This is a genomic window from Caulobacter sp. 1776 (genome assembly GCF_040545685.1).
GTDB lineage: Bacteria > Pseudomonadota > Alphaproteobacteria > Caulobacterales > Caulobacteraceae > Caulobacter.
Genome location: NZ_JBEPMI010000002.1, coordinates 302,341 through 328,552 on the forward strand (window position 1 = coordinate 302,341; position 26,212 = coordinate 328,552).

Annotated in this window: 15 protein-coding genes and 1 tRNA gene; 7 read left to right on the forward strand and 9 right to left on the reverse strand. The window is 68.0% G+C overall.

All coding sequences use genetic code 11. The features are described 5' to 3' along the window. Positions 1 to 74 precede the first annotated feature (74 nt). The 3 genes from ABIC66_RS06855 (at position 75) to ABIC66_RS06865 (ending at position 2,308) form a co-directional block, all read left to right on the forward strand. Positions 75 to 150: transfer RNA gene (locus tag ABIC66_RS06855), tRNA-Lys, on the forward strand. A 206-nt stretch (positions 151 to 356) separates the two neighbouring features. Then, positions 357 to 1,520, forward strand: coding sequence for an acyl-CoA dehydrogenase family protein (locus ABIC66_RS06860; protein ID WP_354068829.1), 1,164 nt, complete (start codon positions 357 to 359; stop codon positions 1,518 to 1,520). Next, on the forward strand, positions 1,520 to 2,308 hold the full coding sequence (locus ABIC66_RS06865; RefSeq protein WP_354068830.1) for an HTD2 family dehydratase: 789 nt from the start codon (positions 1,520 to 1,522) through the stop codon (positions 2,306 to 2,308). Before ABIC66_RS06860 ends, ABIC66_RS06865 begins: the two co-directional genes overlap by 1 nt. A gap of 8 nt (positions 2,309 to 2,316) precedes the next feature. Here the strand turns inward: ABIC66_RS06865 and ABIC66_RS06870 are convergent, their stop codons facing one another. The 6 genes from ABIC66_RS06870 to ABIC66_RS06895 all read right to left on the reverse strand — a co-directional run bounded on the left by ABIC66_RS06870 (position 2,317) and on the right by ABIC66_RS06895 (position 19,107). After that, complete coding sequence (locus ABIC66_RS06870; protein ID WP_502910318.1) at positions 2,317 to 4,530, reverse strand: FkbM family methyltransferase; 2,214 nt, start codon at positions 4,528 to 4,530, stop codon at positions 2,317 to 2,319. Further along, on the reverse strand, positions 4,527 to 6,545 hold the full coding sequence (locus tag ABIC66_RS06875; protein ID WP_354068832.1) for an O-linked N-acetylglucosamine transferase, SPINDLY family protein: 2,019 nt from the start codon (positions 6,543 to 6,545) through the stop codon (positions 4,527 to 4,529). The genes ABIC66_RS06870 and ABIC66_RS06875 overlap by 4 nt, the downstream gene beginning before the upstream one ends. Positions 6,546 to 6,700: 155 nt before the next feature. Continuing rightward, a complete protein-coding gene (locus ABIC66_RS06880) occupies positions 6,701 to 14,110 on the reverse strand; it encodes a beta strand repeat-containing protein (protein WP_354068833.1) in 7,410 nt (2,469 codons plus the stop codon). A gap of 383 nt (positions 14,111 to 14,493) precedes the next feature. Then, a complete protein-coding gene (locus ABIC66_RS06885) occupies positions 14,494 to 16,797 on the reverse strand; it encodes a glycoside hydrolase family 3 N-terminal domain-containing protein (RefSeq protein ID WP_354068835.1) in 2,304 nt (767 codons plus the stop codon). Positions 16,798 to 16,868: 71 nt separating this feature from the next. Continuing rightward, positions 16,869 to 18,215 carry a dicarboxylate/amino acid:cation symporter gene (locus ABIC66_RS06890; RefSeq protein WP_354068836.1) on the reverse strand — a complete coding sequence of 449 codons (1,347 nt, stop codon included), beginning with the start codon at positions 18,213 to 18,215 and terminating at the stop codon, positions 16,869 to 16,871. 97 nt (positions 18,216 to 18,312) lie between these two features. Then, positions 18,313 to 19,107 (reverse strand): DUF2306 domain-containing protein, encoded by a 795-nt coding sequence (locus ABIC66_RS06895; RefSeq protein ID WP_354068838.1) that lies wholly within the window; start codon positions 19,105 to 19,107, stop codon positions 18,313 to 18,315. 120 nt (positions 19,108 to 19,227) lie between these two features. On the opposite strand from ABIC66_RS06895, the gene ABIC66_RS06900 reads away from it, so the two are divergent. The 3 genes from ABIC66_RS06900 to ABIC66_RS06910 all read left to right on the forward strand — a co-directional run bounded on the left by ABIC66_RS06900 (position 19,228) and on the right by ABIC66_RS06910 (position 21,218). After that, complete coding sequence (locus ABIC66_RS06900) at positions 19,228 to 20,241, forward strand: AraC family transcriptional regulator (RefSeq protein WP_354068840.1); 1,014 nt, start codon at positions 19,228 to 19,230, stop codon at positions 20,239 to 20,241. 177 nt (positions 20,242 to 20,418) lie between these two features. After that, positions 20,419 to 20,847: a GNAT family N-acetyltransferase gene (locus ABIC66_RS06905; protein ID WP_354068841.1), complete on the forward strand. Its 429-nt coding sequence runs from the start codon at positions 20,419 to 20,421 to the stop codon at positions 20,845 to 20,847. After that, entirely contained in the window at positions 20,844 to 21,218 is a 375-nt protein-coding gene (locus ABIC66_RS06910) for a nuclear transport factor 2 family protein (RefSeq protein ID WP_354068843.1), read from the forward strand. Before ABIC66_RS06905 ends, ABIC66_RS06910 begins: the two co-directional genes overlap by 4 nt. Here the strand turns inward: ABIC66_RS06910 and ABIC66_RS06915 are convergent. Both ABIC66_RS06915 and ABIC66_RS06920 read right to left on the reverse strand, forming a co-directional pair. Then, the gene (locus ABIC66_RS06915; protein ID WP_354068844.1) at positions 21,215 to 22,345 is read right to left on the reverse strand and encodes an HlyD family secretion protein; all 1,131 of its coding nucleotides are present in this window, start codon (positions 22,343 to 22,345) and stop codon (positions 21,215 to 21,217) included. The genes ABIC66_RS06910 and ABIC66_RS06915 overlap by 4 nt on opposite strands. Further along, entirely contained in the window at positions 22,342 to 22,935 is a 594-nt protein-coding gene (locus ABIC66_RS06920; protein WP_354068846.1) for a TetR/AcrR family transcriptional regulator, read from the reverse strand. The genes ABIC66_RS06915 and ABIC66_RS06920 overlap by 4 nt, the downstream gene beginning before the upstream one ends. A 76-nt stretch (positions 22,936 to 23,011) precedes the next feature. On the opposite strand from ABIC66_RS06920, the gene ABIC66_RS06925 reads away from it, so the two are divergent. Beyond that, positions 23,012 to 24,592 carry a DHA2 family efflux MFS transporter permease subunit gene (locus tag ABIC66_RS06925; RefSeq protein WP_354068848.1) on the forward strand — a complete coding sequence of 527 codons (1,581 nt, stop codon included), beginning with the start codon at positions 23,012 to 23,014 and terminating at the stop codon, positions 24,590 to 24,592. Positions 24,593 to 24,662: 70 nt separating this feature from the next. Here ABIC66_RS06925 and ABIC66_RS06930 read toward each other — a convergent pair whose 3' ends face one another. After that, complete coding sequence (locus ABIC66_RS06930; protein WP_354068850.1) at positions 24,663 to 26,027, reverse strand: sugar MFS transporter; 1,365 nt, start codon at positions 26,025 to 26,027, stop codon at positions 24,663 to 24,665. Between the last annotated feature and the right edge of the window lie 185 nt (positions 26,028 to 26,212).

Here is a 26,212-nt window from a genome sequence, read left to right on the forward strand (position 1 = left end):
CTTGCGCTCCCAAATTCATTGCGTATGTTCCGCGCCTCGCCGCCGGGGCTCGCAAGTGCTTCGGACCGTCGAATGGGTGTATAGCTCAGTTGGTAGAGCAGCTGACTCTTAATCAGCGGGTCGTAGGTTCGAATCCTACTACACCCACCATTCCTTCTCTTTTAGACGCTGAACCTTAGCGAACTGGCCTTCGGGCCGGACGACTAGGGTCGCCTGGCGACCGCCGGCGCCGAAAACTTGTTGAGGCCTGGCCCTCGCGTATCTAACAAATCGCGATGACGTCGGAGCCGCTCCATGACCGCCTCTATCCGTGACAGGAACCGCATGGCGCCGGCCCTGGTCTTCGAGCGGATCTGATGTCGCAGGCCGATCCCGAGTTGATCGAAGCCCTGCGCCGGACGGTGCGGTCGCTCTGCCGCGACTTCCCGCCGCCCTACTGGCGCGCGTTGGATCGCGAGAAGGCCTATCCGACCGACTTCGTGGCCGCCATGACCAAGGCCGGCCTGCTGGGCGTGCTGATCCCTGAAACGCATGGCGGCGGCGGGCTTGGCCTGACCGCCGCGGCGGCGATCCTGGAAGAGGTCCACGCCAGCGGCGGCAACGCGGCCGCCCTGCACGCCCAGATGTACACCATGGGAACGGTCCTGCGGCACGGCTCGCCCGAGCAGAAGGAAACCTGGCTCCCCCGGATCGCCGATGGCTCGATCCGGCTGCAGGCTTTCGGTGTCACCGAACCGACCGCAGGCTCCGACACCACCTCGATCTCGACCTTCGCTCGCCGCGAGGGCGACACATACGTCGTCAACGGCCAGAAGGTCTGGACCAGCCGGGCCGAGCACTCCGACCTGATGGTGCTGCTGGCCCGCACCACGCCCAAGGACCAGGTCGCGCGCAAGAGCGAGGGTCTGTCGGTCTTCCTGGTCGACATGCGCGAGGCGAAAGGCCGTGGGCTGACGATCAAGCCGATCGCCACCATGCTGAACCACGCCACGACCGAACTCTTTTTCGACGACCTGATCATCCCGGCCGACAGCCTCATCGGCGAGGAAGGCCAAGGCTTCCGTTACATTCTGGATGGCATGAACGCCGAACGGATCCTGATCGGGGCCGAGTGTCTGGGCGACGCCGCCTGGCTGATCGGCAAGGCCCGGGACTATGCGTCGAGCCGCGTGGTGTTCGGCCGCCCGATCGGCCAGAACCAGGGCGTGCAGTTCCCGATCGCCCGCGCCTACGCCCAGGCCCATGCCGCGCGCCTGACCGTCTATGACGCCGCCGCGCGCTACGACGCCGGACTTCCCTGCGGCGAGCAAGCCAACATCGGCAAGATGCTGGCCTCGGAGGCCTCGTGGGCGGCGGCCGACATGTGCCTGCAGACCCATGGCGGCTTCGGCTTCGCCGAGGAGTACGACATCGAGCGCAAGTTCCGCGAGACGCGCCTCTACCAGGTGGCGCCGATCTCGACGAACCTGATCCTGGCCTACGTCGCCGAGCACGTGCTCGGCCTGCCGCGCTCGTACTGATGGATTGGATCGGTCGGCAGCGACGGCGAACGGCGGTCCTGGCGACCTCGGACCTGGCGCGGCTGGCGGCCGTGCTGGACCGGCCGGAGGCGCCGGACGTGGTCCCGCCGGCCTGGCACTGGGCCTGCCTCGCCGAGCCCGTCCGACGGTCGGACCTTGGCCTCGACGGCCATCCCCGACGTGGCCTGTTCCTGCCGCCGATCGAAGCGCCCCGGCGGATGTTCGCGGCGGCGGAGATGACCTTCCCCGGTCCTCTAATTTCCGGCCAGGAGACCGAGGTTGTCGAGACGATCGCCGGCGTCACCGAAAAGCCCGGCGCGAGCGGGCCGCTGGCCTTCGTCACGCTCGATCGGACGTTCGGCCAGCAGGGCGAGGTTCGCGTCGCCGAGCGCCAGACCATCGTCTACACCGCCGCTCCACCGGCGCCCCGCGCGCCCGACCTCGAACCCTTGCCGCCCGCCGATTGGCGCCGCGAGACCGCCACCGATCCGGCGCTGCTGTTCGCCTTCTCGGCGGCGACCTCGAACAGCCACCGCATCCACTACGACCAGGCCTATGCGACCGGCGTCGAGGGCTATCCCGGCCTGGTGGTCCACGGTCCGCTGATCGCTTTGCTACTGCTGGAGATCCTTCCCCCGCGCCCGCTGACGCGCTTCGCGTTCCGGGCGGTGAAGCCGGCCTTCGCGGGCGAGACGATCGTGGCGAAGGGTCGCTTGGTCGATGGCGGCGCCGAGCTCTGGGCGGAGGCCGGCGGCGCGGTGCTGATGCGGGCGCGCGCCGAGTTCTAGCGCCGCCCCTACTCCTCCAGGGTCGACGTATCGAACCCGTGATACAGCGACAGGAACCGGAACGGGTGACCGGGGATGTACTCGCTGAACATCACGTTGTTGATGTCGCTAAGCGTGTCGAAGGCCCCGATCTTCGCGTCCGGAACGTGCCACGCCAGGTGATGGCGAGCCAGGTTCAGGGCCACCTGGTCGATCCAACGGGTGACGGTCGGGCGCGACAGACGCTCATCCAGATAGACTCTTAGCCAGCGCAGCAGGATCGCCGTCGCCGGGGTCGGACGGGCCAGCAGCAGGTTGGCGGTGATGCGCGAGCCGGCCTGGATGTTGCGGTCGTTCTCGTTGATCACGAGGTCGGCGTCAGGCCATTTCTCCAGCAGATCCGAGACGCCGCGTTGCAAAAGCAGGTCGATGTCGGACACAAACACCGGCCTGTGCAACAGCTCCAGCAGCCCCCCCAGGCGCTGGAAGCGCACCGACTGGTAGTGGGCGACCGGGATCTCGATCAGGCCCTTGGGCGGCGCCTCGTAGCACTTGGTGGTCACCGCCGAGGCGTCGAAGCCGTCGCCGGTGAAGACCACGCGCGGATCGTCGATTCTGACCGTCGCGGCGGCCGCCGCCAAGCGCTCGCCTCCGCCGATCACGTGGATCACCACCAGGAACGGCACGTCGCTGTGCTTGAGCACCGACAGGGCTAGCCAGCGGCCGTAGAGTTCGACATAGCGCTCGTCGGCGGCGGCGAAGAACACCGCCTGCACGCCCAGGGCGTCGGCATGGGCCCTCAGCCCCGCGCCATCCAGGCTCTGGCCGTCGCCAGTCAGGAAGGTCTGGGGCCCGTCATTCGGCGCGGGCGGCGTCGGATCGTCGAGATGGGCGCCGGTCAGGGCCTCGAGCACCACGCGATAGTGGATGACCCAGTCGGTCCATTCCGGCGCGGGCGGCCGAACGTCCATGGCTTCGGCCTCGGCCAGCAGGGTCTCGAACAGGTCGAGGCGCTCGCGGGTCAGGGGCTCGCAAAGGATCAGGCTGACCGCGTCGTGGTAGAATTTCATCCGGCCCAGAGGATGCAGGACACCGCTGGCGTCGCGGGCGGTGGCCAAGGCCTGGGCCAGTTCGGCGGCGACATCCAGCTTCGGCGGGCTGGCCGGCGCGGCGTCGGCGGCGACGCCCTCGAAGAAGCGTCCCATCAGGGCCAGGGCTTCGTCGCGCGGCGGCGACGCCCCCTCCCCGCCCAGGATCTCGAACCGCAGGCCGCCCCGCCAGCCGACCTGCAGCTCGTAGCGGTTCAGCGCCTGCGCCCAGACGGTCTCGCCCGGGAACACCATGTGCTCGATCAGCGGCGTCTTGGGCGCCAGGACCAGGGTCCCTTGATCAAGGTCGACGCCCCAGCGGTGATGGGCGAAGCCCCGGTGCTCGCCCTCGGGCTTCAGGGCTTCGAGATAGCGCGACGGCGTCGTGATCCAGCCGACCTCGGCGACCAGCGGCAGCCGCTCCAGCAGAACGGAGGGCCGGGCCAGCGTCTGGAGCACGTGCGGCGCGACGGCGTAGTCGAAGCGGCCTTCTCGGGCGACGTGGGCCAGAATGGCGCGATAGGTGTCCGGATCGGAAAGGTCGCCCGGAAACGCGACGCTGTCGCCGCCCAGGACCGCGTCGCGAAGATCCCCCGGCCAGCCGGCGGGACCGCCGCCGATCAGCAGGACGCGGAAGTCGGGGTTCTGCGCCTTTCGCGCCCGCAGGTGGGCCACCAGGCCGGTCAGGTCGTTGAGCGTGGTCAGCCGGCCGAACTGCGACGGCCGGGCCGCCCGGCGCGTGAACAGGACCTCCATCCGATCATCGGAGGCCGTGAGGTCGGCCGGGACAAATCCCATCGACGTCATCTGGGTCATCACGGACTCGGCGAGGTCGCCGGCCGGGACCTCGACCAGCACGTAATCCGCCTGGCGCAGCAGGGTCTTCCCGCCACGCAAGAGGTCGAGTTCGCCGGACCCGTCGATCCTCACGAAGTCGAAGCGACGGCCGGCCAGCCGGTCGTCCAGACGATCCTTGCCGAGGGCGATTACGCCCTCGTGGCCGACGTCCGAAGTCGTTTCCACCAGGGTCGCGACGCAGTCCGGAAAAGCCTGCAGGAGCTCGCGGGTGAAGTCCCCTACGTTCGCCCCCACGTCGAGGAGGTCGCGCGGGGCGTAGCCGTCGAGCTTCAGGGCCTCCAGCCGCCGGCGACTCACGGGGTGTCGCCCGCCCACAGCCGGTTGTCGGCGGGGATGGCCTTGACCTGGTGACGCCGCGCCAGCTCGTGGCGATAGAGGCCATGCAGGTCCGGTTCGGCCTGCATCTCGCGATCGTCGCGGTCCAGGGCCAGCCCGATGTCGAGATAGGTCGACATGTTGGTCAGGTTCGGCCGGGGTCGCTGGCCGGCCTGATGCTCGGCGATCATCTCGCCATAGAGCTCTTCCAGCTTGGCGGCCAACAGGTCCATGTCGAACAGCACGCAGGTGTCGCGGTTGGCTTCCAGCGTCGCGCGCAGGGCCCGGGTCTTCGCCGGATCAGCGCCCAGCTCGACCGCTTTCTCGACATAGGCTTCGGGGCTGTCGACGACCAGTTCGGGCAGGCCCGCGTTGCGCACCAGACTGCCGCAAACCCGCGAAGCGAAGCAGCGGCCCGACCAGGTCAGCATCGGCACGCCCATCCAGAGCGCGTCCGAGGCCGTGGTGTGGGCGCCGTAGGGGGTGGTGTCGAGGAACAGGTCCGCCAGGCGGTAACGCGCCAAGTGGAAGGCGTTCTGCATCTTCTGCGCGAAGACCAGGCGTGTCCGGTCGACGCCTCGCGCCTCGGCCGCGTCGCGCAGGCGCGCGTTGGTCTCCGGATTGCTGTCCAACAGCCACAGCACGCTGCCAGAGGTGCGTTTGAGGATCTCCATCCAGCGATCGAACACGTACGGCGTGATCTTCTGCGGGCCGTTGAAGCAGCAGAACACGAAGCCGTCCTCGGGTAGGCCGGCGTCGGCGCGGCTCGGGACGGTCTCGTCCACCTTCCGACGGCGATCGTTGGGCTGATAGCAAGGAATCCGGCGGACGGCCTCGGAGTAGTAGAGCTCCATCTCCGGCGGAATGATCCACGGATCGGCGATGATGTAATGGTGATAGTCGCTGCCCATCGTGCCGGGATAGCCCAGCCAATTGACCAGGATGGGAGCCGGACGACGCGCGAAGACGGCGGTGCGAGCGTCGCGCGTGTGGCCATTGACGTCGACCAGGATGTCGATGCCGTCGTCGACGATGCGCTGAGCGGCCTCGTCGTCCGTCATCGGACGAATATCGGTGAAGTGCTCGACGGCGGCGCGAATGCGGGTGTTGAGACCGTCGCTGGACTCCGGCCCACAGTAGTAGGCGAAGACCTCGACCTTGGATTTGTCGTGCACCTCGAACAGTTCGGCCATCAGATAGCCGACGGCGTGGTCGCGCAGGTCGGACGAAATGTAGCCGATGCGCGGGCGGCGGCCGGAGAGGTCGATCGGGGCGTCGCGGCGGTCGGCGCGGACCTGCTCGGGCGTGACCTTGGCCTCGCGCTCGACGAAATAGTTGCCAGCGGCCAGTTGCAGGAGAGGGTCGTCGGTATAGGCCGCCACCGACAGCGGATTGACGCCCTTCAGCAAGGTTTCGCGGCTCAGGCGCTCGTTGGGCTGCACCGCCGGCCATTTGCATTGGCTGAGGCGCATCGCCACCAGCTGACCGATCACGTCCATCGCGTGCGGATCGAGGTCCGCGGCGCGCAACAGGGCCATCTCGGCCCGGACGGGCTGGTGCAGGTCGCCCAGCACGCGCGCGATCTGCTTGAGGCAGGTGAAGGCGTAGCCGACGCCCACGCCGTTCATGACGGCGGGACGATTGGCGCCGGTCTCCCAGGTGGCGATGGCCATCTCCGACAGCCCGGCGCGCTCCTGCAGGCCGCCCAGGTTCACATAGGCCGGCAGGAAATCGGCGTTCAGGGCGATCGCCGTCTCCAGGGAGGCGATCGCCCCGGGGTTGTCACCGAGCGCGGATTGCAGGACGGCGCGGTTGAAGTGCGCCACGCTCAGCTGTGGATGCTCGGAATTGAAGCGGATCCAGATCTTGTAGGCCTGGTCGGCCAGGGCCGGCTGGCCGTCCTGCGTCAAGGTCGAGGCCAGGGTGATCACGTCGCCGAGCGAGAAACTCTCGGCGGTCAGTTTGCTGAGCATATCCAGCGTGTCGACGTCGGCCATTGTCTTCCTGCAACCGATAAGCGGCGGGCAGCCGCGCCCGAGCACGGCGCGCGAGTCGGCTGTCGGCGATCATGGCATGGGGTTGGACGCTCGACCAATGGCCGAGAAGCGGTCCGCCGCCCGCGCTGGTGGGCGCGAGCGGCGGACGCTTAGGATCAGGCGACGGTCAGATACGAAGCGATCTGGGCGTCGTTCAGGCTCTGCACCTGGGTGGCGGTCAGGGCGTTCGCCTGGGTGCTGGACAGCGCCTCGATATTGGTCGTCGTGAGGTAGTCCAGCTGGGTCGAGGTCAGGCCGGCCAATTGCGAGGCTTGCAGCTGGCCGATCTGGGTGGTGCTCAGAGCACCGATCACGGTCGTCGACAGCGCGCCCAGTTGGCTGGTCGTCAGCGCCGCCAGCTGGGTGCCCGCGAAGTCGCCCACGTCCGTCGAGGACAGACCCTTCAGCTGGGTCGCCGTCAGGCCCTTCACCTGGGTCGACGACAAGGCGGCCGTCTGGGTCGAGTCCAGCGCCGAGACGCTGGTCGCCGACAGGGCCGCCAGCTGCAGGAGGCTGAGCGCGGCGATCTGGGTGTCGACGAATTGGCCGACATCCGTCGCCGTCAGGCTGGCCAGCTGGGTGGTGGCGATGCCCTTCACCTGGGTGCTGTTCAGCGCGCCGATCTGGGTGCTGTCCAGGGTCGAGAAGGCGGTCGTTGTCAGCGAGCCCAGTTGCGAACCGCTCAGGGCCCCCAGTTGGGTGGTCGAGAGCTGCTGCGCCTGGGTCGAGGCCAGGGCTCCGACTTGCGCCGTGGTCAGCGCCCCCACCTGGGTGTCGGCCAGTTCGCCGATGTCGGTGGTCGTCAGGCCCTTCACCTGGTCGCTGGTCAGACCCTTCACCTGGGTGCTGGTCAGAGCCGCCGTCTGGGTAGCGTCGAAGGCCGAGACATTGGTCGCCGACAGCGCCGCGATCTGGCTGGTGGCCAGGGCGGCGATCTGGGTCGTCGACAGTTCGCCGATGTCCGTCGTGCTCAGGCCCTTCAGCTGGTCGACCGTCAGACCCTTGATCTGGGTGGTCGTCAGGGCCGCCGTCTGAGTGGCGTTCAGCGCCGAGACGCTGGTCGCCGTCAGGGCGGCCACCTGGCCGGCCGACAGAGCGCCGATCTGAGTGGTCGACAGCTCGCCGATGTCGGTGGTGGTCAGGCCCTTCAGCTGCCCCACGGTCAGGCCCTTGACCTGGGTCTCGCTCAGCACCGCCACCTGGGTGGCGTTGAGGTTGGAGAAGCCCGTGGCGGTCAGGGCGCCTAGCTGGGTCGAGGTCAGCGCCCCGACCTGGGTGTCGGCCAAGTCACCGATGTTGGTGGTGTTCAAGCCGGCCAGCTGGCCGACCGTCAGGCCCTTGACCTGGGTCGTCGTCAGCGCGCCGACCTGGGTGGCGTTCAACAGGTTGATATTGGTGACCGAGATCGCCCCGATCTGACTGGCCGAGAGACCGCCGATCTGGGTGGTCGACAGCTCCTGCACCTGGGTCGAGGCCAGGGCCCCGATCTGGGCGGCCGCCAGCGCGCCGACCTGGGTCGCCGACAGCTCGTCGATGTCGGTGACCGACAGGCCCTTCAGCTGGGTCGTGCTCAGCGCCTGGATCTGCGTGTTGCTCAGCGCGGCCACCTGGGTGTCGACCAGGACCGAGATATTGGCGGCCGAGAGGTTTTTCAGCTGGTCCGCGGTGAGGGCGCCGATCTGGGTGGTCGACAGCTCACCGATGTCGGTGGTCGTCAGACCCTTCAGCTGGTCAGCGCTCAGGCCCTTGATCTGGGTCGCGTTCAGCACGGCGACCTGGGTGCTGTTCAGCGCCGAGAAGCCGGTCGCCGTCAACGAGCCCAGTTGGGTGGCCGTCAGGGCGCCGACCTGGGTGTCGGCGAGGTCGCCGATATCCGTGACCGACAGGCCCTTCAGCTGAGCCGTGGTCAGGCCCTTGACCTGGGTCGTGGTCAGGGCGGCGGTCTGGGTGGCGTCCAGGGCCGAGAAGGCCGTGGCGGTCAGCGAGCCCAGTTGAGTCGGCGTCAGCGCCCCCACCTGGGTGTCGGCCAGTTCGCCGACGTCCGTCGTGGTCAGGGCGGCCAGTTGGCCGACGGTCAGACCCTTGACCTGTGTCGTCGACAGCGCGCCGACCTGGGTGGCGTTCAGCGCCGAGAAGCTGGACGTCGTCAGCGAGCCGACCTGGGTCGCGCTCAAGGCGCCGATCTGGGTCGTCGACAGCTGCTGGGCCTGGGTCGTGGCCAGGGCCGTGATCTGCGACGTGGTCAGCGCCCCGATCTGGGTGTCAGCCAGGTCGCCGATGTCGGTCGTTGTCAGGCCTTGGATTTGAGCGCTGGTCAGTCCCTTGATCTGGGTCGACGACAGGGCCGCCGACTGGGTGCTCGACAGCGCCGAGATGTTGGCGGCCGAGAGGCTCTTGATCTGATCGGCGGTCAGAGCGCCGACCTGAGTGTCGGCCAGTTCGCCGATGTCCGTCGCCGTCAGGTTCTTCAGCTGATCCGCGGTCAGACCCTTGATCTGGGTCGTGGACAGCGCGCCGACCTGGGTGGCGTCCAGGGCCGAGAAGCCCGTGGTCGTCAACGAACCCAGCTGCGTCGCCGTCAGGGCGTTGACCTGGGTCGTCGACAGCTCACCGATGTCGGTGGTCGTCAGACCCTTCAGCTGCGACGCGGTCAGGCCCTTGATCTGGGTCCCGTTGATCGCGGCCACCTGGGTGCTGTTCAGGTTCGAGAAGCCCGTGGCCGACAGCGAGCCCAGCTGGGTCGGCGTCAGCGCGCCCACCTGGGTCTCCGTGAGGTCGCCAATGTTGGTCGTCGACAGGTTCTTCAGCTGGTCGGCGGTCAGGCCCTTGACCTGGGTCGTCGACAGCGCCGCCACCTGGGTGGCGTTCAGCTGCGCCAGGTTGGTGTTCGAGATCGCCGCGATCTGGGTGGCCGCGAGGCCGCCGATCTGGGTGGTCGACAGTTCCTGCACCTGAGTGGTGGCCAGCGCGCCGATCTGGGCGGCCGAGAGCGCGCCCACCTGGGTCGCCGACAGCTCGTCGATATCGGTGACCGAAAGGCCCTTCAGCTGGGTCGTGGACAGCGCCTGGACCTGGGTGTTGCTCAGCGCGGCCACTTGCGTGTCGGCCAGGGCCGAGATGCTGGCGGCCGAGAGGTTCTTCAGCTGGTCCGCGGTCAGGGCGCCGATCTGAGTGGTCGACAGCTCACCGACGTCGGTGGTCGTCAGACCCTTCAACTGGTCGGCGCTCAGGCCCTTGATCTGGGTCGTCGACAGCGCCGCGACCTGGGTGCTGTTCAGCGCCGAGAAGCCGGTCGCCGACAGCGCGCCCACCTGGCTCGCCGTCAGGGCGCCCACCTGGGTGTCGGCCAGTTCGCCGATGTCCGTGGCCGTCAGACCCTTCAGCTGCACCGCCGTCAGACCCTTGATCTGGGTCGAGCTCAGCGCCGCGACCTGGGTCCCGTTCAGAGCCGAGAAACCAGTCGCCGTCAGCGAGCCCAGCTGGGTCGCCGTCAGCGCGCCCACCTGGGTGTCGGCCAGTTCGCCGATGTCGGTGGTCGTCAATCCTTTCAGTTGGTCGGCGGTCAGACCCTTGATCTGGGTCGACGACAGCGCCGCCACCTGGGTGGCGTCGAAGGCCGAGAACTTGGTCGCGCCGATCGCGCCGATCACCGTCGAGCTGAGACCGGCGACTTGGGTCGAGGTCAAGTCCTGGACATTCAGCGCGGTGATTTGCGCGGCCGACAAAGCCCCGATCTGGGTGTCGGCTAGTTCACCGATATCGGTGGTCGTCAGACCGGCGATCTGGGTGGTCGTCAGCCCCTTGATCTGAGTGATCGACAGGGCGGCCGACTGCGTGGCGTTCAGCGCCGAGATGTTGGTGGCCGTGAGGTTCTTGATCTGGTCGGCGGTCAGGGCGCCGACCTGGGTGTCGGCCAGTTCGGCGACGTCCGTGGTCGTCAGACCCTTCAACTGATCCGCGGTCAGGCCCTTGACCTGGGTCGACGACAGGGCCGCCGTCTGCGTGGCGTCGAGCGCCGAAACGCTGGTCGCCGTCAGGGCGCCGATCTGGGCGGCCGACAGGGCCGAAACCTGGGTCGTCGAAAGCTCGCCGACGTCCGTAGACGTCAGGCCCTTCAGCTGAACGGTCGTCAGACCCTTGATCTGGGTCGCGTTCAGCACGGCCACCTGGGTGGCGTTCAGGGCCGAGAAGTTTGTGGCGGTCAGCGCGCCCAACTGGGTCGCCGTCAGGGCGCCGATCTGAGTGTCGGCCAGGTTGCCGATGTTGGTGGTGTTCAGGGCGGCCAGCTGGCTGGTCGTCAGGCCCTTCACCTGGGTCGTCGTCAGGGCGGCCGTCTGCGTGGCGTCCAGCAGCGAGACGTTCGTCGCCGTGATCGCGCCGATCTGGGTGGCGGATAGGCCGCCGATCTGGGTGGTCGACAGCTCCTGCACCTGGGTCGAGGCCAGGGCGGTGACTTGGGCGGCCGACAGCGCGCCGACCTGGGTCGCCGACAGCTCGTCGATGTCGGTGACCGACAGGCCCTTCAACTGGGTCGTGCTCAGCGCCTGGATCTGCGTGCTCGCGAGAGCCGAGATCTGCGTCTGGCTCAGGGCCGAGACGTTGGCGGCCGAGAGGTTCTTGATCTGGTCGGCGCTCAGGGCGCCGATCTGGGTGTCGGCCAGCTCGCCGATGTCCGTGGTCGTCAGATTCTTCAGCTGATCGGCCGACAGGCCCTTGATCTGGGTCGTCGATAGCGCGGCGACCTGGGTGCCGTTCAGCGCCGAGAAGCCCGTTGCGGTCAGCGAGCCCAGCTGGGTCGCCGTCAGGGCGCCGACCTGGGTGGCGCTGAGGTCGCCGACGTCGGTGACCGACAGGCCTTTCAGCTGCACCGCGGTCAGCCCCTTGACCTGGGTGGTCGTGAGCGCGGCGGTCTGGGTGGCGTCCAGCGCCGACAGACCCGTGACCGAAAGCGCGCCGACCTGGGTCGCCGCCAGGGCCGCGATCTGCGTGTCGACCAGCTCGCCGATGTCCGTCGCGTTCAGGGCGGCCAATTGCGAGGTCGTCAGGCCCTTGACCTGCGTCTCGTTCAGGGCGCCGACCTGGGTGGCGTCCAGCGCCGAGAAGTTGGCGGCCGAGAGCGCGCCGACCTGCGAGGCGCTGAGCGCGGCGACCTGAGTGGTCGACAGCCTCTTTACGTTGGTCTGGCTGAGCGCCGTGATCTGCGAGGTGGCCAGGGCCGCGATCTGGGTGTCGGCCAGTTCACCGATGTCGGTGGTCGTCAGGCCGCCGATCTGGGCGGTCGTCAGACCCTTGATCTGCGTGCTCGACAGAGCCGCGACCTGGGTATCGACCAGGGCCGAGATGTTGGTGGTCGAGAGGCTTCCGATCTGGGCGGCGGTCAGGGCGCCGACCTGGGTCGTCGACAATTCGCCGACGTCCGTGGTGGTCAGGCCCTTCAGCTGATCGGGGGTCAGAGCCTTGATCTGGGTCGTCGACAGGTTGGCGACCTGAGTCTGGTTCAGGGCCGAGACATTGTTCGCCGACAGAGCGCCGACCTGGGCGGCCGTCAGAGCCGCGACCTGGGTATCGGCGAATTCGCCGATGTCGGTGGACGTCAGACCCTTGAGCTGAACGGTTGTCAGACCCTTGACCTGGGTCTCGTTCAGGGCCGCCACCTGGGTGGCGTTCAGGGCCGAGAAGCCGGTCGCCGTCAGCGCGCCGACCTGGGCCGCGGACAGAGCGCCGATCTGGGTGTCGGCGAGATCGCCGATATTGGTGGTGCTGAGGCCGGCGAGCTGGGAGCTGGTCAGGCCCTTCAGCTGCGTCGAGCTGAGCGCGCCGATCTGGGTGGCGTTCAGCTGAGTCAGATTGGTCGTGGCGATCGCGCCGATCTGGCTCGAGGACAGGCCGCCGATCTGGGTGGTCGACAGCTCCCTCACCTGGGTCGTGGCCAGGGCGCCGATCTGGGCGCTCGTCAGGGCGCTGATCTGGGTCGACGACAGCTCGCCGATATCCGTGGTGGTCAGACCCTTCACCTGGCTGGTGTTCAGGGCGGCGATCTGGGTGTTGGCGAGAACCGCGACCTGGGTCTGGTTCAGCGCCGAGACGTTGGCGGCCGAGAGGCTCGAGATCTGAGCGGCGGACAGCGCGGCGACTTGGGTATCGGCCAGTTCGCCGATATCCGTGGTCGTCAGACCTTTCAATTGGTCGGCCGTCAGACCCTTGATCTGGGTCGTCGACAGCGCGGCGACCTGGGTGGCGTCCAGCGCCGAAACGTTGGTGGCGGTGACGCCGGCCAGTTGCGTCGCCGACAGCGCGCCGACCTGGGTCGACGACAGCTCGCCGACGTCCGTGGCCGAGACGCCTTTCAGTTGCGTCGCCGTCAGACCCTTGACCTGCGTCGTCGACAGCGCCGCGACCTGGGTCGCGTCCAGCGCCGAGAAGGCCGTGGCGGTCAGCGAGCCCAACTGGGTCGCCGTCAGGGCGGCGACTTGAGTCGTGGCCAGCTCACCGATGTCCGTAGCGTTCAGGGCGGCCAGTTGAGCCGTCGTCAGGCCCTTGATCTGAGTGTCGTTCAGCGCGCTGACCTGGGTCGCGTTCAGCGCCGAGAAGTTGGACGCGCCCAGCGCGGCCACCTGCGTCGAGGACAGAACCGACAGCTGCGTGGTCGACAGCTGCTGAGCTTGAGTCGTCGCCAGGGCGCCGATTTGCGCGGCGCTGAGCGCGCCGACCTGGGTATCGGCGAGTTCGCCGATGTCCGTCGCGTTCAAACCCTTGATCTGGTCGGCGGTGACGCCCTTGATCTGGGTGGTCGACAGCGCGCCCACCTGAGTGGCGTTCAGCGCCGAGAAATTCGCCGACGACAGGACGCCCAATTGGGTCGCCGTGAGCGCGCCCACCTGGGTGTCGGCGAGCTCGGCGATGTCCGTGGTCTTCAGCCCCTTGAGCTGATCGGCCGTCAGAGCCTTGATCTGGGTGGTCGACAGCGCCGAGACCTGCGTCGCGTCCAGCGCCGAGACATTGGCGGCGGTCACGCTGGCCAGCTGCGTCGCCGTCAAGGCGCCGATCTGGGCGGCGGCCAGCTCACCGATGTCGGTGGTGGTCAGGCCCTTCAACTGATTGACGCTCAGGCCCTTGATCTGGGTGTCGCCCAGCGTGGCGATCTGGGTGTCGACCAGACCCGAGAAGCTGGTGGCCGACAGCGCGCCGACCTGCGTCGAGCTGAGGACGGCGATGTGGGAGGTGTCGAGCGCGGCCAGCTGAGTCGAGGTCAGGGCCGAGACCTGCTGCGTCGAGAGCTGGGTCAGCTGGGTGACATCGAAGACCACCGAAGTCGCGAACTTCGGGATCTGGGTCGCGGTGAGCGCCTTGACCTGGGTTGTGCTGAGCGCGGCGACCTGGGTGTCCGCGAGCGCGCCGATCCCGGTCGCGCTGATGGCGGCGACCTGCGTCCCGCTCAGCGATTGGATGTCCGTAGTCGACAGTCCCTGGATCACCGTAGCCGAGAGGCTCGAGATCTGGGCGGCGGAAAGGCTCGAGATCGACATTCATCCATCCTTGCTGGGTGGACGCGCCCCCTAGCGCATCACGAAGCAATCCGAGGACACTCGCGGCGCGAGCATCCGGCAACAAGCCACACTACGGCTTGTTTCGCGTAAACCATATTTCCTTTCCAAGACCTTTCAACGAGACATGCCGACGCAGTGCAAACCACGACAGGCCGGGTTCTCGAAAAAGAGAGGTCCGGGACTAACAGAGTTTCGATAAAGCGTTACAAGACAAGAACCTGCCCAAAAACTTTGGGTGCCCCGATCTGTTCCAGAAGGCCCAGGGTTCGCTTATCAGGCGATTAATTTTGTGCGCGTTTTGGGCGAGACGAAACGTCGCACCGCCACATTTGGCCCCATTTCCTAAGCGCGCCGATTCGGCCTCAGCCCTGCCCCGCCGCCAGAAGCTCGAAGCTGGCGCCCAGACCGTCGACCGAGGAGTTGGCGATCCAGACGTCGAAGACTCCAGGCTCGACGATCCAGTAGTCGTTGTCGCCGACGAACATCAGGTTCTCGCGCTTCAGCTCGAACTTGACCTCGCGCTCGGCGCCCGGGGCCAGGGCGACGCGCTGGAAACCTTTCAGCTCGCGCACCGGCCGGGTGCGGCTGGCGACCCGATCGCGGATATAGAGCTGAACGACGTGCTCGCCGTGGACCTGGCCAATGTTCCGCACCTTGGCCGTGATATGCAGGGTGTCGTTCCAGGCTAGGCGCGCGGTGCTGAATTTCACGTCCGAGATCTCGAAGCCGGAATAGCCGAGGCCGAAGCCGAACGGATAGAGCGCGTCGTTGCGGATCGAGCGCCAGCGAGCCTTGTACTCCTGGCCGTTCGGATCGGCGGGCGCCGGGCGGCCCGTGGTGCGGCCGTTGTAGAAGAACGGCTCCTGGCCGCTGTCGATCGGGAAACTGACCGGCAGGCGGCCCGACGGGTTCACCGTCCCGAACAGCACGTCGGCCACGGCGTTGCCCATCTCGCTGCCCAGGAACCAGGTGGCCAGGATCGCCGGCGCATCGCGGATCACGCCTTCCAGGGCGATGGCGCGGCCGTGGCGCAGCAGGACGACGACGGGCTTGCCCGTGGCCGCGATGGCCTCGGCCAGACGCTGCTGCACGGCCGGGATGCGAATGTCGGTGCGCGACTTGGCCTCGCCAGTCATGTCCTGGCTCTCGCCGACGGCCAGCAGGACGATGTCGGCGCCTTGCGCCGCGGCGACGGCGCGCTCGAAGCCGCCGGCGATCGTGGTCTCGACCTCGCAACCTCGTTCGACGATCAGGCTGGCCGGGTCGGCCATCTGGGCGCGCAGGCCCGTGGCCAGGTCGACGTTCAGCCGCCGATCGGCGAAGAAACCGCCCCAGGCCCCCAGGACATTCTCGCTATCGTCCGCGAACGGGCCGATCAGCGCCAGGCGCTTGCCGGCCTTGGGCAGCGGCAGCAAGGCGCGGTCGTTCTTCAGCAGCACGATCGACCGGCCGCCCGCCTCGCGGCTGAGCGCCCGCATCGCCGGCGTGGCGGTGCGAGTAGCCTCGGCCTTGGGGTCGAGCGAGCGATAGGGATTGTCGAAGAGGCCGATCGCCTCCTTCAGGGACAGCACCCGGCGCACCGCGGCGTCGACGGTCGCCATCGGCACGGCGCCCGAAGCGACCAGCTCCGGCAGGTAGCGGATGTAGAGGCCGCTCTGCATGCTGATGTCGACGCCGGCCAGCATGGCCAGGCGCGCGGCGTCGCGGTCGTCGGCGGCGAAGCCGTGGGCCACCAGTTCCTGGTCGGCCGTGTAGTCCGAGATGACCACGCCCTTGAAGCCCCACTCCCCGCGCAGCAGGTCGGTCAGCAGGCGCTTGTTGGCGGTGGCCGGGATTCCGTTCACATCGTTGAACGCCGACATCACCGTCATCGCCCCGGCGCTGAACGCGGCCTGGAACGGCGGCAGATGCACCTCGCGCAGGGTCGCCTCGGAGAGCTCGACCGAGTTGTACTCCAGCCCCGCCGTCACCGCGCCGTAGGCGGCGAAGTGCTTGGGCGTGGCCAGCATGCTGTCGTCGGCCTTGAGGTCCTTGCCCTGGAAGCCGCGCACCCGGGCGGCGGCCATCACCTCTCCCAGGAACACGTCCTCGCCCGAGCCCTCGGCCACGCGGCCCCAGCGCTGGTCGCGGGCGACGTCAACCATCGGGGCGAACGTCCAGTGCAGACCCGTGGCGGTGGCCTCGATCGCCGCGGCGCGGGCGGTGCGCTCGGCCAGATGCGGGTCGAAGCTGGCCGCCTCGGCCAGGGGGATCGGGAAAACCGTGCGGAAGCCGTGGATCACGTCGGCCGCGAACAGCAGCGGAATCTTCAGGCGCGAACCCTCGACCGCCGCTTTCTGGGTGTCGCGAGCGGCCCGGGCGCCGACGCCGTTCATCAGCACGCCGATCCGACCGGCCTTGACCTCGGCGGTCAGGGTCTGGGCGTTGCGGATGTTGACCAGCGGGTTCATGTCGCCGATCGGCGGCCGGATCATGTCGGCGAAGCACGATAGCTGACCGGCCTTTTCCTCGATCGTCATCTGGGCCAACAGGCTCTCGACGCGATCGGAGGCGCGGGCGAACGCACGGGGAGCCGTGACGGCCAGCCCCGCGAGGGCCGCCGCGCCGGACAGGAAGGCGCGCCGGCTCGGCCCCTGCGGGCCGCCGTTCGTCGTCTTCAAAGCCATGGAATCCCCCGGGGACGCTTCACCAGGCCGGCAAAATTGCCGCTAAACCGCCCCGGCGCAACCGCGCTCGCCTATTCGGCGGGATGCAAGGTCGCCTCGGCCGGAACGCGAGCGGCGTTATAGGTCTCCAGGTCTAGGATCCCTTCCCGCTTGGCCACGATGGTCGGGACCAGGGCCTGGCCGGCGACGTTCACGGCCGTGCGACCCATGTCCAGGATCGGGTCGATGGCCAGGAGCAGCCCCGCGCCTTCCAGCGGGAGGCCCAGGGTCGACAGGGTCAGGGTCAGCATCACGGTGGCGCCGGTCAGGCCCGCCGTGGCGGCCGAGCCGATCACCGACACGAAAACGATCAGGAAGTAGTCCGACAAGGCCAGGTGCACGCCGAAGAACTGCGCCACGAAGATCGCCGAGATCGCCGGATAGATGGCCGCGCAGCCGTCCATCTTGGTGGTCGCGCCCAATGGCGCGGCGAAGGCGGCATAGGCGCGCGGCACGCCCAGGCTGGTCTCGGTCACCGCCTCGGTCACCGGCAGCGTGCCGACCGACGAGCGCGAGACGAAGCCCAGCTGGATGGCCGGCCAGGCGCCCTGGAAGAACTTCACGGGATTCAGGCCGTTCAGGGCCAGGATCGTCGGGTAGACGACCAGCAGCACCAGGGCCAGGCCGATATAGATCGCGCCGGTGAAGGCGCCGAGCTGGCCCAGGGTGGTCCAGCCATATTGAGCCACAGCATTGCCAAACAGGCCGATGGTGCCGATCGGGGTCAGGCGGATCACCCACCACAACACCTTGCGGACGATCGCCAGGGCCGAGGCGTTGAACTTCAGGAAGGCCTCGCCCGCCTCGCCGACCTTCAAGGCCGCGACGCCGGCGACCAGCGAGATGACGACGATCTGCAGCACGTTGAACGACAGCGAGGTCGTGGCCACGCCGGCGTCCGAGATCTTGGTCGACGCGGCCAGGCCCAGGACGTTGGCCGGCACGAGACCGGTCAGGAAGTCGAGCCACGAGCCATGGGTCTTCGGCGCCTTGGCGGCGGCCGCGGCCACCGAGGTGTGCAGGCCCGGCTGCAGGATCAGACCCAGGGCGATGCCGATCAGCACGGCGATCAGGGCGGTGAGCGCGAACCAGAACAGAGTGCGCCAGACCAGTCGGGCGGCGTTCTGCATCTGGGCGATGTTGGCGATGCTGGCCACGATGGCCGTGAACACTAGCGGCGGCACCAAGGTCCGCAGCAGCTGGATGAAGATCGACCCGACCTGGTGCAAGGTCTCGGCCAGGACGTAGCCCGCCTGCCCTTCCGCCGGTCCCAGGTCACGGGCCAGCAGGCCAAGGGCCAAGCCAACGACCATGGCGGCCAGCACCTGGACTCCGAACCCGCTGATGAAGCGGCTGCTCTTGGGTTGCGCGGCGGCCATGCTCGTTCCTCGACACCTGAGATGCTGAATGTCGTGCCGAGCGGTGGGAATTACGAGCGAGGTTTTTCCACAGGCTCCCCCAGGAAAACTGATCTGCCTAAAGGCGAGGCAGCCACAGGCCGAAGGCGGCGAACAGGCCGCCCGCCGCCGTGGCCACGGTCGCCACGGCCATGACGCCGGCCATGGCGAACTTGGCGACCGCCCCGCCGCGCTCCCGCGCCAGCAGGTTGAGCTCCAAGATCGCCAGCGGCAACAGGACATGGGCGAAGGCCAGGAAGATGTCGAACGGTCCGTCGAAGGCCTCGGTGTGGCCTACCGGGCCGTGGTTGGCGACGAACCACAGCATCATGCCGAGACGATAGAAGAACACGCCCAGCATCAGGACGAAGGCCCGCAAAGCCCAGCGCCGGTGAATGTCGAACCGTCGCTTCAAGGCGAACCGCAACGCCTGCGCCGCGCAACTCATCAGCAGCACCGCATTCAGAGTGTTGCCGACCGCCATATAGGCCCCGGCCACCGCCCCGCGCGTAAAGGCGATGTAGAGTCCCGAACCGGCGATCACGAAGGCCACGGCGATGAAGATTCGGCCATTCCAGCGGTGGAAGGCCGGGGCCTTGGCCCGCAGCGCCGGGACCAGCTGAATGGCCCCGGCGAAGGTCACGAACACCGCCATCAGCAGATGGACGCCCAGAGCCAGGTTTCCCGCCGTGTCCCCGCGGCTATAGCCGTGACCGCTGGGCAGCACGACATTCCAGCGCTCCCAGTTTCCAGTCGCCGCGCCGATGCCGTACAGGGCCAGGATATAGAGCCCGAAAGCCCACAGCCCCATGACCAGGGCGACGAACCAGGCGGCGACCGAAAGGCTCAGCGCCCTGGCGGCGGTCGTCTTCATACGCAAACCCCGTTCCGACAAGCATCCCTCGGGTCCAGGCTAGGGATCGGCGTCCGCCAGAGCCATGACGGGCGGCGCCACGAACTTGACCCTGGCGATCACGCTGCTACCCCTCGGGTCATGGTGAACGTGGCGCAGGCGACGGTGTCGGGCGGGTTCTTCAGGGCGCTGCTCGATTTCGCCGTGTCGCTGGGCGCGGACCGCGACGCCCTGCTGGCGCGGACCGGCGTCCAGCCGGCCGACTTCGCCGACCAGGACGCCCGTGTGCCGCTGGAGGCCTACAAGGCGCTTTATCGGGCCGGCCAGCAGATGACCGGCGAGCCGGCCCTGGCCCTGAAGTTCCCGGAGGCCACGCGCTTCGAGCAAATGTCGGTCGTCGGCCTGATCTGTCAGGCGGCCGAGACCATGGGCGACGCGCTCAAGCAGTTGAACCGCTTCTCGCGGCTGGTGGTCGAGGTCGACGGCGTCTCGGACGGGCCGCGCTTTCAGCTGACGCCGCGTGACGGCGAGCTGTGGCTGGTGGATCGCTGCGCGAACGCCGAGGACTTCCCGGAGCTGGTCGAGGCGGCGTTGGCTCGCTTCACCTGCGAGATGGCCCGCCACTATCCGGATTTCACCTTCGTCCGCGCCGCGCACCTGACCCGCGCCCGGCCGGCCCATGCGGCCGCCTACGAACCGATCCTGCGCGCGCCGGTCACCTTTGGAGCGGCCTGGAACGCCCTGCGGATCGAACCCGCCTGGCTAACGCTCGAGATCCACCGTCCCAACCGCTACGCCTTCGGCATGTTCAACGGCCACGCCGACGCGCTGCTGAAGAGCCTGGAGGACGCCAAGACCGCCCGCGGCCGGGTCGAGGCGCTGCTGATCCCCCTGCTCCATACCGGCGACCTCGCTATGGACGACATCGCCAAGGCCCTGGGCCTGTCCCGCCAGACGCTCTATCGCCGCCTCAAGGCCGAGGGCGTCAGCTTCGACCAGGTGCTGGACGCCCTGCGACGGAAGATGGCCGAGACCTATCTCGAACGCCTGTCGGTCAACGAGACCGCCTATCTGGTCGGCTTCTCCGAGACCAGCGCCTTCTCCCGCGCCTTCAAGCGCTGGACCGGGTCCAGTCCGCGCGGCCGCAAGGCCTAAGCCGGCCGCGAGGGGACGCGAAATTCGCCTTGGCACGATCCTGACGAAAATAGGCAATCGCGCCGCTCACGGAATCGCCTCCGATCCGTCACGGTCCGACGCGTTGATGTCTCGAGAAACGCCTTGCCCTCCGTCACCGCTCCCCTCGTCAGACCTTTCCAGCGGCGGGACACACCCGTGCTCGTGGCTTTGATGCGCGAGCTAGCGGTGTTCGAGGACTATGCGGACGCCTTCGCGGTGACCGAGGCCTCGGTGATCGAGGCCGGCTTCGGGCCCGAGCCGCGCTTTGGCGCTCTGGTAGCCGAGGCCGACAATGGCGCGCTGGTCGGCATGGCGGTGCATTACATCATACCGTGGACCTACGACCTGCGGCCTACCCTGGTCCTGAAGGAGCTGTTCGTCTCGCCCCAGGCGCGCGGCCAGGGCGTCGGCGCGGCCTTGATGGCGGCGCTCGTGGCGGAAGGACGGCGGATCGGCGCGGGACGGATCAACTGGACGGTGATGGTCGGCAATGCGCGGGCCGAGGACTTCTACCGAGGTCTTGGCGGCGCACCTGACGCCAAATGGCGCCCCTGGACTCTGCCGCTCGAAAGTGAGTCAACATGAGCGAACCAGACACCAAACTTGTGGCGCTGCAGCGCTTCATCGACGCCTGGGGGCGACGAGATCCCGACGCCGTCGCCGCCTGCATGGCGCCGCAGGCGATCTACAGCGCTTCGGTCGGACCCGAGCCCGGTGCGACCTATGTCGGTCGTGAAGCGATCCGCGCCGGGGTCGTCGAGATGTTCGCCCGCGACAAAGGCGGCAGGATGCAGATCGACACGCCGATCCTGATGGGCGATGTGGCGCTTTTGACCTGGACCTATCATGCGCCGGCCGCGAACGATGCTTCATGCGCGATACGCGGGTGCGACATCTTCAGGTTCGAGGAGGGCGCCATCGTCTTGAAGGACGCCTTCCGCAAGACGCCTTCCTAACCCTTCAGCCGCACCTTCACCGTCGTCGACAGGCCGGGCCGCAGGCGGGCGACCTCGGCTTGGCCGGGGTCGATACGGATCCGGACCGGCACGCGCTGGACGATCTTGGTGAAGTTGCCCGTGCCCGGCTCGAACGGCAGCAGCGAGAACTGCGAGCCGGAACCGGGAGCGAAGCTTTCGACGTGACCCTTCAGCGCCTTGCCGTCCAGGGCGTCGACCTTGATCGTCGCCGCCTGGCCCGGAAGCATCCGCGCCACCTGAGTCTCCTTGAAGTTGGCGGTCACATAGAGCGCCTTCATCGGCACGATGGTCATCAGCCGCGTGCCGGGCTGGACGTAGTCGCCGGGTTCGGCCTGGCGGTCGCCGACCACGCCGTCGATCGGCGAGACGATGATCGTATGGGCCTGGTCCTGGCGGGCCAGGATCGACGCCGCGCGGGCCCGGGCGACGGCGGCCTCGGCCTGGGCGAGATTGGCCGTCAGGGTGGCGCGCTTGGCGGCGGTGACGGCGGCCTGATCTTGGCTGACGGACAACTGGGCGCGGCTGCGGTCGGCGGCCGACTGGGCCCCGACGGCAGCGGCGCGGAAGCGCTCGACGTCGCGCCGGGCCACCGCGCCGCTGTCGGCGAGATCCTCGTAGCGCTTGCGGTCGGCCTGGGCGCGGAGGTTCTCGGCGTCGGCGGCGGCGATCGCCGTCTGGGCGGCCCGGATGTTGGAGCCGGCCAGGCGCTGCTCGGCGTTCAGCGAGATCAGGGCCGCGCGCGCGCTGGCGGCGGTGGCCTCGGCGTTGGCGATGTCGGCGTCGGCCGAGGCGACACGCGCGTCGAACTCCTCGGGATCGATACGGATCAGGGCGTCGCCGCGCTTGACGGTCTGGTTGTGGCCGACCAGCACCTGGGCCACGAGGCCGCGCACCTTGGGCGCGACGCTGGAGCTGTCGGCCTGGACATAGGCCGCGTCGGTCGAGACGGAGCCCTTCGGCATGGCGATCAACGTCGCGCCGCCGGCCGCCACGACGAGCGCGCCGCCGACCGCCAGCACGGTCTTGCGCGAGAACGGGGCCTTACGGGCCTTGGCGGCGGGCTTGCCAGTCGCGCCGGCCGCGCCTTCGAAGGTCACATCGGTCATTGGGCGGCCTCCAGGCCGAGTCGGCGTTTCAGATGCGTCCGCGAGCGTTCGAGAATGGCGTCGGAGCGGGTGGGATCGGGCTCGGCGCGGGCCAGGGTCAGGGCCCCGACCAGTTCGGCAAGGGTCGAGCTGGCTTCGTCCTCGGCGTGGTCGCGGGCCAGCGCCGTCAGATGGGTGGCGATGATGCTGGTCAAGTGGGCCACGCCCTTGGCGTAGCGCTCCCGCGACACCTCGGTTAGGCGCGGCGCGTCGACCGCCAGATAAGGAAGCGGACAACCGCCCTCTCGCGTGTCCCGGTGCCTGCGCGACAGATAGAAGTCGATGTATTCGGTCAGAGCCTGGCGTGGCGGCTGGCCCTTCATTCGCTCCAGCATGGCGGTCGGTCCGCCCTCGAACATGTGGGCGATCGCGTCGGCGACGAACGCCTCTTTCGACGGGAAATGGGCGTAGAAGCCCCCGTGCGTCAGCCCCGCGCGGGCCATGACGCCGGCCACGCCCAGACGATGCGGCCCCTCCTCGCGGATGGCCTTGGCGGCCTCGTCCAGCACCTTCCGGCGGGTGCGCGCCTTGTGTTCGGTGTCGTAGCGCATCTTGCGGCCTCGATTACATGACGCATATAATATGATGACCGTCATACTTTCAAGGGGCGCGCCCCGGGACCCGAACATGAGCGACGCCGCCAAGCCGATCGACCCGGGGGCCCTGCCCACGCCGACCAAATTCCTGATCTTCGCGGTGATGGCGTTCGGCCAGTTCATGGCCCTGATCGACATCCAGATCGTCGCCGCCTCGCTGAACAATGTGCAGGCCGGCCTATCGGCGGGACCCGACGAGATCAGCTGGGTGCAAACCGGCTACCTGATGGCCGAGCTGGTGATGATCCCGTTCGCCGCCTTTCTGGCCCAGGCCCTGTCGACACGCTGGCTGTTCGCCTTGTCCGCCGGCCTGTTCACCCTGTCGTCGGCCCTATGCGGCATGGCCTGGGACATCGACTCGATGATCCTGTTCCGGATTCTGCAGGGCTTCACCGGCGGGGCCATGGTGCCGACGGTGTTCGCCACGGGCTTCGCGATGTTCTCGGGACCGCAGCGGGCGATGATCCCGGCGATCCTGGGCATGGTGTCCGTGCTGGCTCCGACCCTGGGCCCGACGGTCGGCGGTTGGCTGACCGAGGCCGTCGGCTGGCGTTCGATCTTCTACGTCAACATCGTCCCTGGAGCCCTGGTCACCCTGCTGGCGATCAATGTGATCAAGGTCGATCGGCCGAAGCTATCTATGCTGAAGACCATCGACTATTCGCATCTGGCCGCCATGGCCGTGTTCCTGGGCGGGTTGGAATACGTGCTGGAAGAAGGCCCGCGACGGCAGTGGTTCGAGGACGCCGGCATCGCCATCGCCGCCTGGGTCGCCGTCGTGGCCTTCGCCCTGTTCGTCGAGCGCTCGCTGCGTTCGGGCGGGCCGATCGTGAAGCTGTCGCCGTTCCGCAAGCCGACCTTCGCCTTCGCCTGCCTGTTCAACCTGGTGATCGGCTTCGGGCTCTATTCGTCGACCTATCTGATCCCGGTCTTCCTGGGCCGGGTGCGCGGCTATGACAGCCTGGAGATCGGCGCGACGGTCGTGGTCACCGGCGTCGCCCAGATCCTGTCGACGGTGATCGCCGCCCGCCTGTCCACCCGGGTCGACGCCCGGATCACCGTCAGCGTCGGCCTGACCCTGTTCGCCACCGCGCTGTGGCTGACCTCGCATATGACCAGCCAGTGGGGCTTCATGGCCCTGCTGGTCCCGCAGGCTCTGCGCGGCTTCGCGATCATGCTGTGCATTGTGCCCAGCGTGACCTTGGCCTTGAGCGGGTTCGAGGCGGCCGAGCTGCGCTACGCCTCGGGCCTGTTCAACCTGATGCGCAACCTGGGCGGGGCGATCGGCATCGCGGTCGTGAACACCTGGCTCGGCGACAACGCCCGCATCCACGTCGCCCGGTTCGGCGAGGCTCTGGGTCAGGCCGGTCGTTCGGGAACCGACGCGCTGGGGACCCTGGCCGCTCGCATCGCCGAGCGCACGCCCGACACGGCCCAGGCGGCGCTGATCCTGCAGGGCGAACTGGCCAAGGTCGTGGGCCGCGAGGCCCTGACCCTGGCGTTCAACGACGTCTTCCGGGTGATGGCGATGCTGTTCCTGGCCGCCCTGGTCATGGCGCCGTTCTGCAAGCCGCCGCCCATGGCCGGCGCGCCGCCGCGGGACGCGCACTAGGCCGAGCCAAAAAAGAACCCCGGGAAGATGGACTTCCCGGGGCGCGCTTGCAGGTGCGAGTTGGTTGGCTCTAGTGGCCGCCGGCCACGCCTTCCTCGATCTCGTGGGTCGGGGCCTTCTTGGCGGCCAGCGAGAACCACAGGACGTAGAGGTAGCAAATCAGCGGCGCGACGAAGGCCAGCGACTTCGAGCCGGTCATTTCCTCGATCTTGCCGAAGGCCAGCGGCAGGAAGGCGCCGCCGACAATGGCCATGCATAGCAGGCCCGAGGTCGCCGAGGCCGGGGCCGACGAGCGCTGCAGGGTCAGGGTGAAGATGGTCGGGAACATGATCGAGTTGAACAGGCCGATCAGCAGCGCCGCGAAGGCCGGGATCAGGCCGGTGGTCACCGGCACGGTGGCCAGCAGCAGGCTGATCTCGCCGGCATGGGCGCTGGGGACCATGTCCTTGGTCAGGATCACGACCAGGCTCAGCGCGATCGCCCCCAGAGCGACGACGGTCAGCAGGGCGTAATCCTTGAACGACTTCAGCAGGGCCGAGCCGCTGAAGCGGCCGATCATGGCGAAGACCATGTAGAAGGTGGTCATCTTGCCGGCCTGCTCGGCCGGGATGTTCAGGATATGGGCCTGCTCGATGAACAGCAGCAGGTTCAGCGAGATCGCCACCTCGGCGCCGACATAGAGGAAGATGCCGATCGCGCCGAGATTGGCCCACTTCGATGACAGGGCCGTCAGCGGGTTGACGAAATGGCCGGTCTTCGGGGCGGCTTCGGTGATCCGCTGGCGCACGAAGAAGATGGCCAGGATGAACAGGGCCAGACCCAGGCCGATGACGAAATAGACGTTGGAGACGAAGCCCAGCGCCTGCTCGCGCATCGGCTCGGTGATCGTGATCCCCTTTTTGAAGATCTCGCCCTTCAGCAGGAAGTTGGCGCCGAACCACAGGCCGCAGGCCGCGCCCAGCGAGTTGAACGCCTGCGACAGGTTCAGGCGGAACGAGCTGTCCTCGGGACGGCCCATCGAGGCGATCAGCGGATTGGCGGCGACCTGCAGAAGGGTGATGCCCGAGGCCATCACGAACAGGGCGGTCAGCACCAGGGCGAAGGTGTGCAGCTTGGCCGCGGCGATGGCGATGAAGCAGCCGACGACGATGCCGCCCAGGCCGACCATCACCGACTTGGCGTAGCCCAGCTTCGACAGGAAGGCCGCCGAGGGCATCGACATGACGCCGTAGGCGATGAAGAAGGCGAAGCCGGTCAGGTTGGCTTCGACCGGAGTCAGGGTGAAAACCGTCTTCATGGTCTTCAGCAGCGGGTCCAGCAGATTGGTGACCAGGGCCCAGATGAAGAACAGGCAGGTCACGTAGACGACGGCGACGCCGCCGCCGTTCTTGCCCCCGACTTGGGTCGTGGATTTCGCGATCGCGGCGTCGGTCATCGGACGGCGCCCTCGAGGCTGTATTTCACCGCAATCACTGCACCACTCCCTAGTGACGATGTCTCTGAGTCCGTCTTTGCGCGGACGCGCCATTCACCGGAAGCGTGACAACGTTGTCAACCAAATAGATGGTTTTCGTGATTTGGAAGCGCTGCCACGGGAACGAAAATTTCTCCCCGCCGCTA

Excerpts from the sequence above, each read along its gene's own strand:
- ABIC66_RS06860 (WP_354068829.1), top strand. The coding sequence starts at position 357 with ATGTCGCAGGCCGATCCCGAGTTGATCGAAGCCCTGCGCCGGACGGTG.
- ABIC66_RS06865 (WP_354068830.1), top strand. The coding sequence starts at position 1,520 with ATGGATTGGATCGGTCGGCAGCGACGGCGAACGGCGGTCCTGGCGACC.
- ABIC66_RS06875 (WP_354068832.1), bottom strand. The coding sequence starts at position 6,545 with ATGGCCGACGTCGACACGCTGGATATGCTCAGCAAACTGACCGCCGAG.
- ABIC66_RS06880 (WP_354068833.1), bottom strand. The coding sequence starts at position 14,110 with ATGTCGATCTCGAGCCTTTCCGCCGCCCAGATCTCGAGCCTCTCGGCT.
- ABIC66_RS06885 (WP_354068835.1), bottom strand. The coding sequence starts at position 16,797 with ATGGCTTTGAAGACGACGAACGGCGGCCCGCAGGGGCCGAGCCGGCGC.
- ABIC66_RS06890 (WP_354068836.1), bottom strand. The coding sequence starts at position 18,215 with ATGGCCGCCGCGCAACCCAAGAGCAGCCGCTTCATCAGCGGGTTCGGA.
- ABIC66_RS06895 (WP_354068838.1), bottom strand. The coding sequence starts at position 19,107 with ATGAAGACGACCGCCGCCAGGGCGCTGAGCCTTTCGGTCGCCGCCTGG.
- ABIC66_RS06900 (WP_354068840.1), top strand. The coding sequence starts at position 19,228 with ATGGTGAACGTGGCGCAGGCGACGGTGTCGGGCGGGTTCTTCAGGGCG.
- ABIC66_RS06910 (WP_354068843.1), top strand. The coding sequence starts at position 20,844 with ATGAGCGAACCAGACACCAAACTTGTGGCGCTGCAGCGCTTCATCGAC.
- ABIC66_RS06915 (WP_354068844.1), bottom strand. The coding sequence starts at position 22,345 with ATGACCGATGTGACCTTCGAAGGCGCGGCCGGCGCGACTGGCAAGCCC.
- ABIC66_RS06920 (WP_354068846.1), bottom strand. The coding sequence starts at position 22,935 with ATGCGCTACGACACCGAACACAAGGCGCGCACCCGCCGGAAGGTGCTG.
- ABIC66_RS06925 (WP_354068848.1), top strand. The coding sequence starts at position 23,012 with ATGAGCGACGCCGCCAAGCCGATCGACCCGGGGGCCCTGCCCACGCCG.
- ABIC66_RS06930 (WP_354068850.1), bottom strand. The coding sequence starts at position 26,027 with ATGACCGACGCCGCGATCGCGAAATCCACGACCCAAGTCGGGGGCAAG.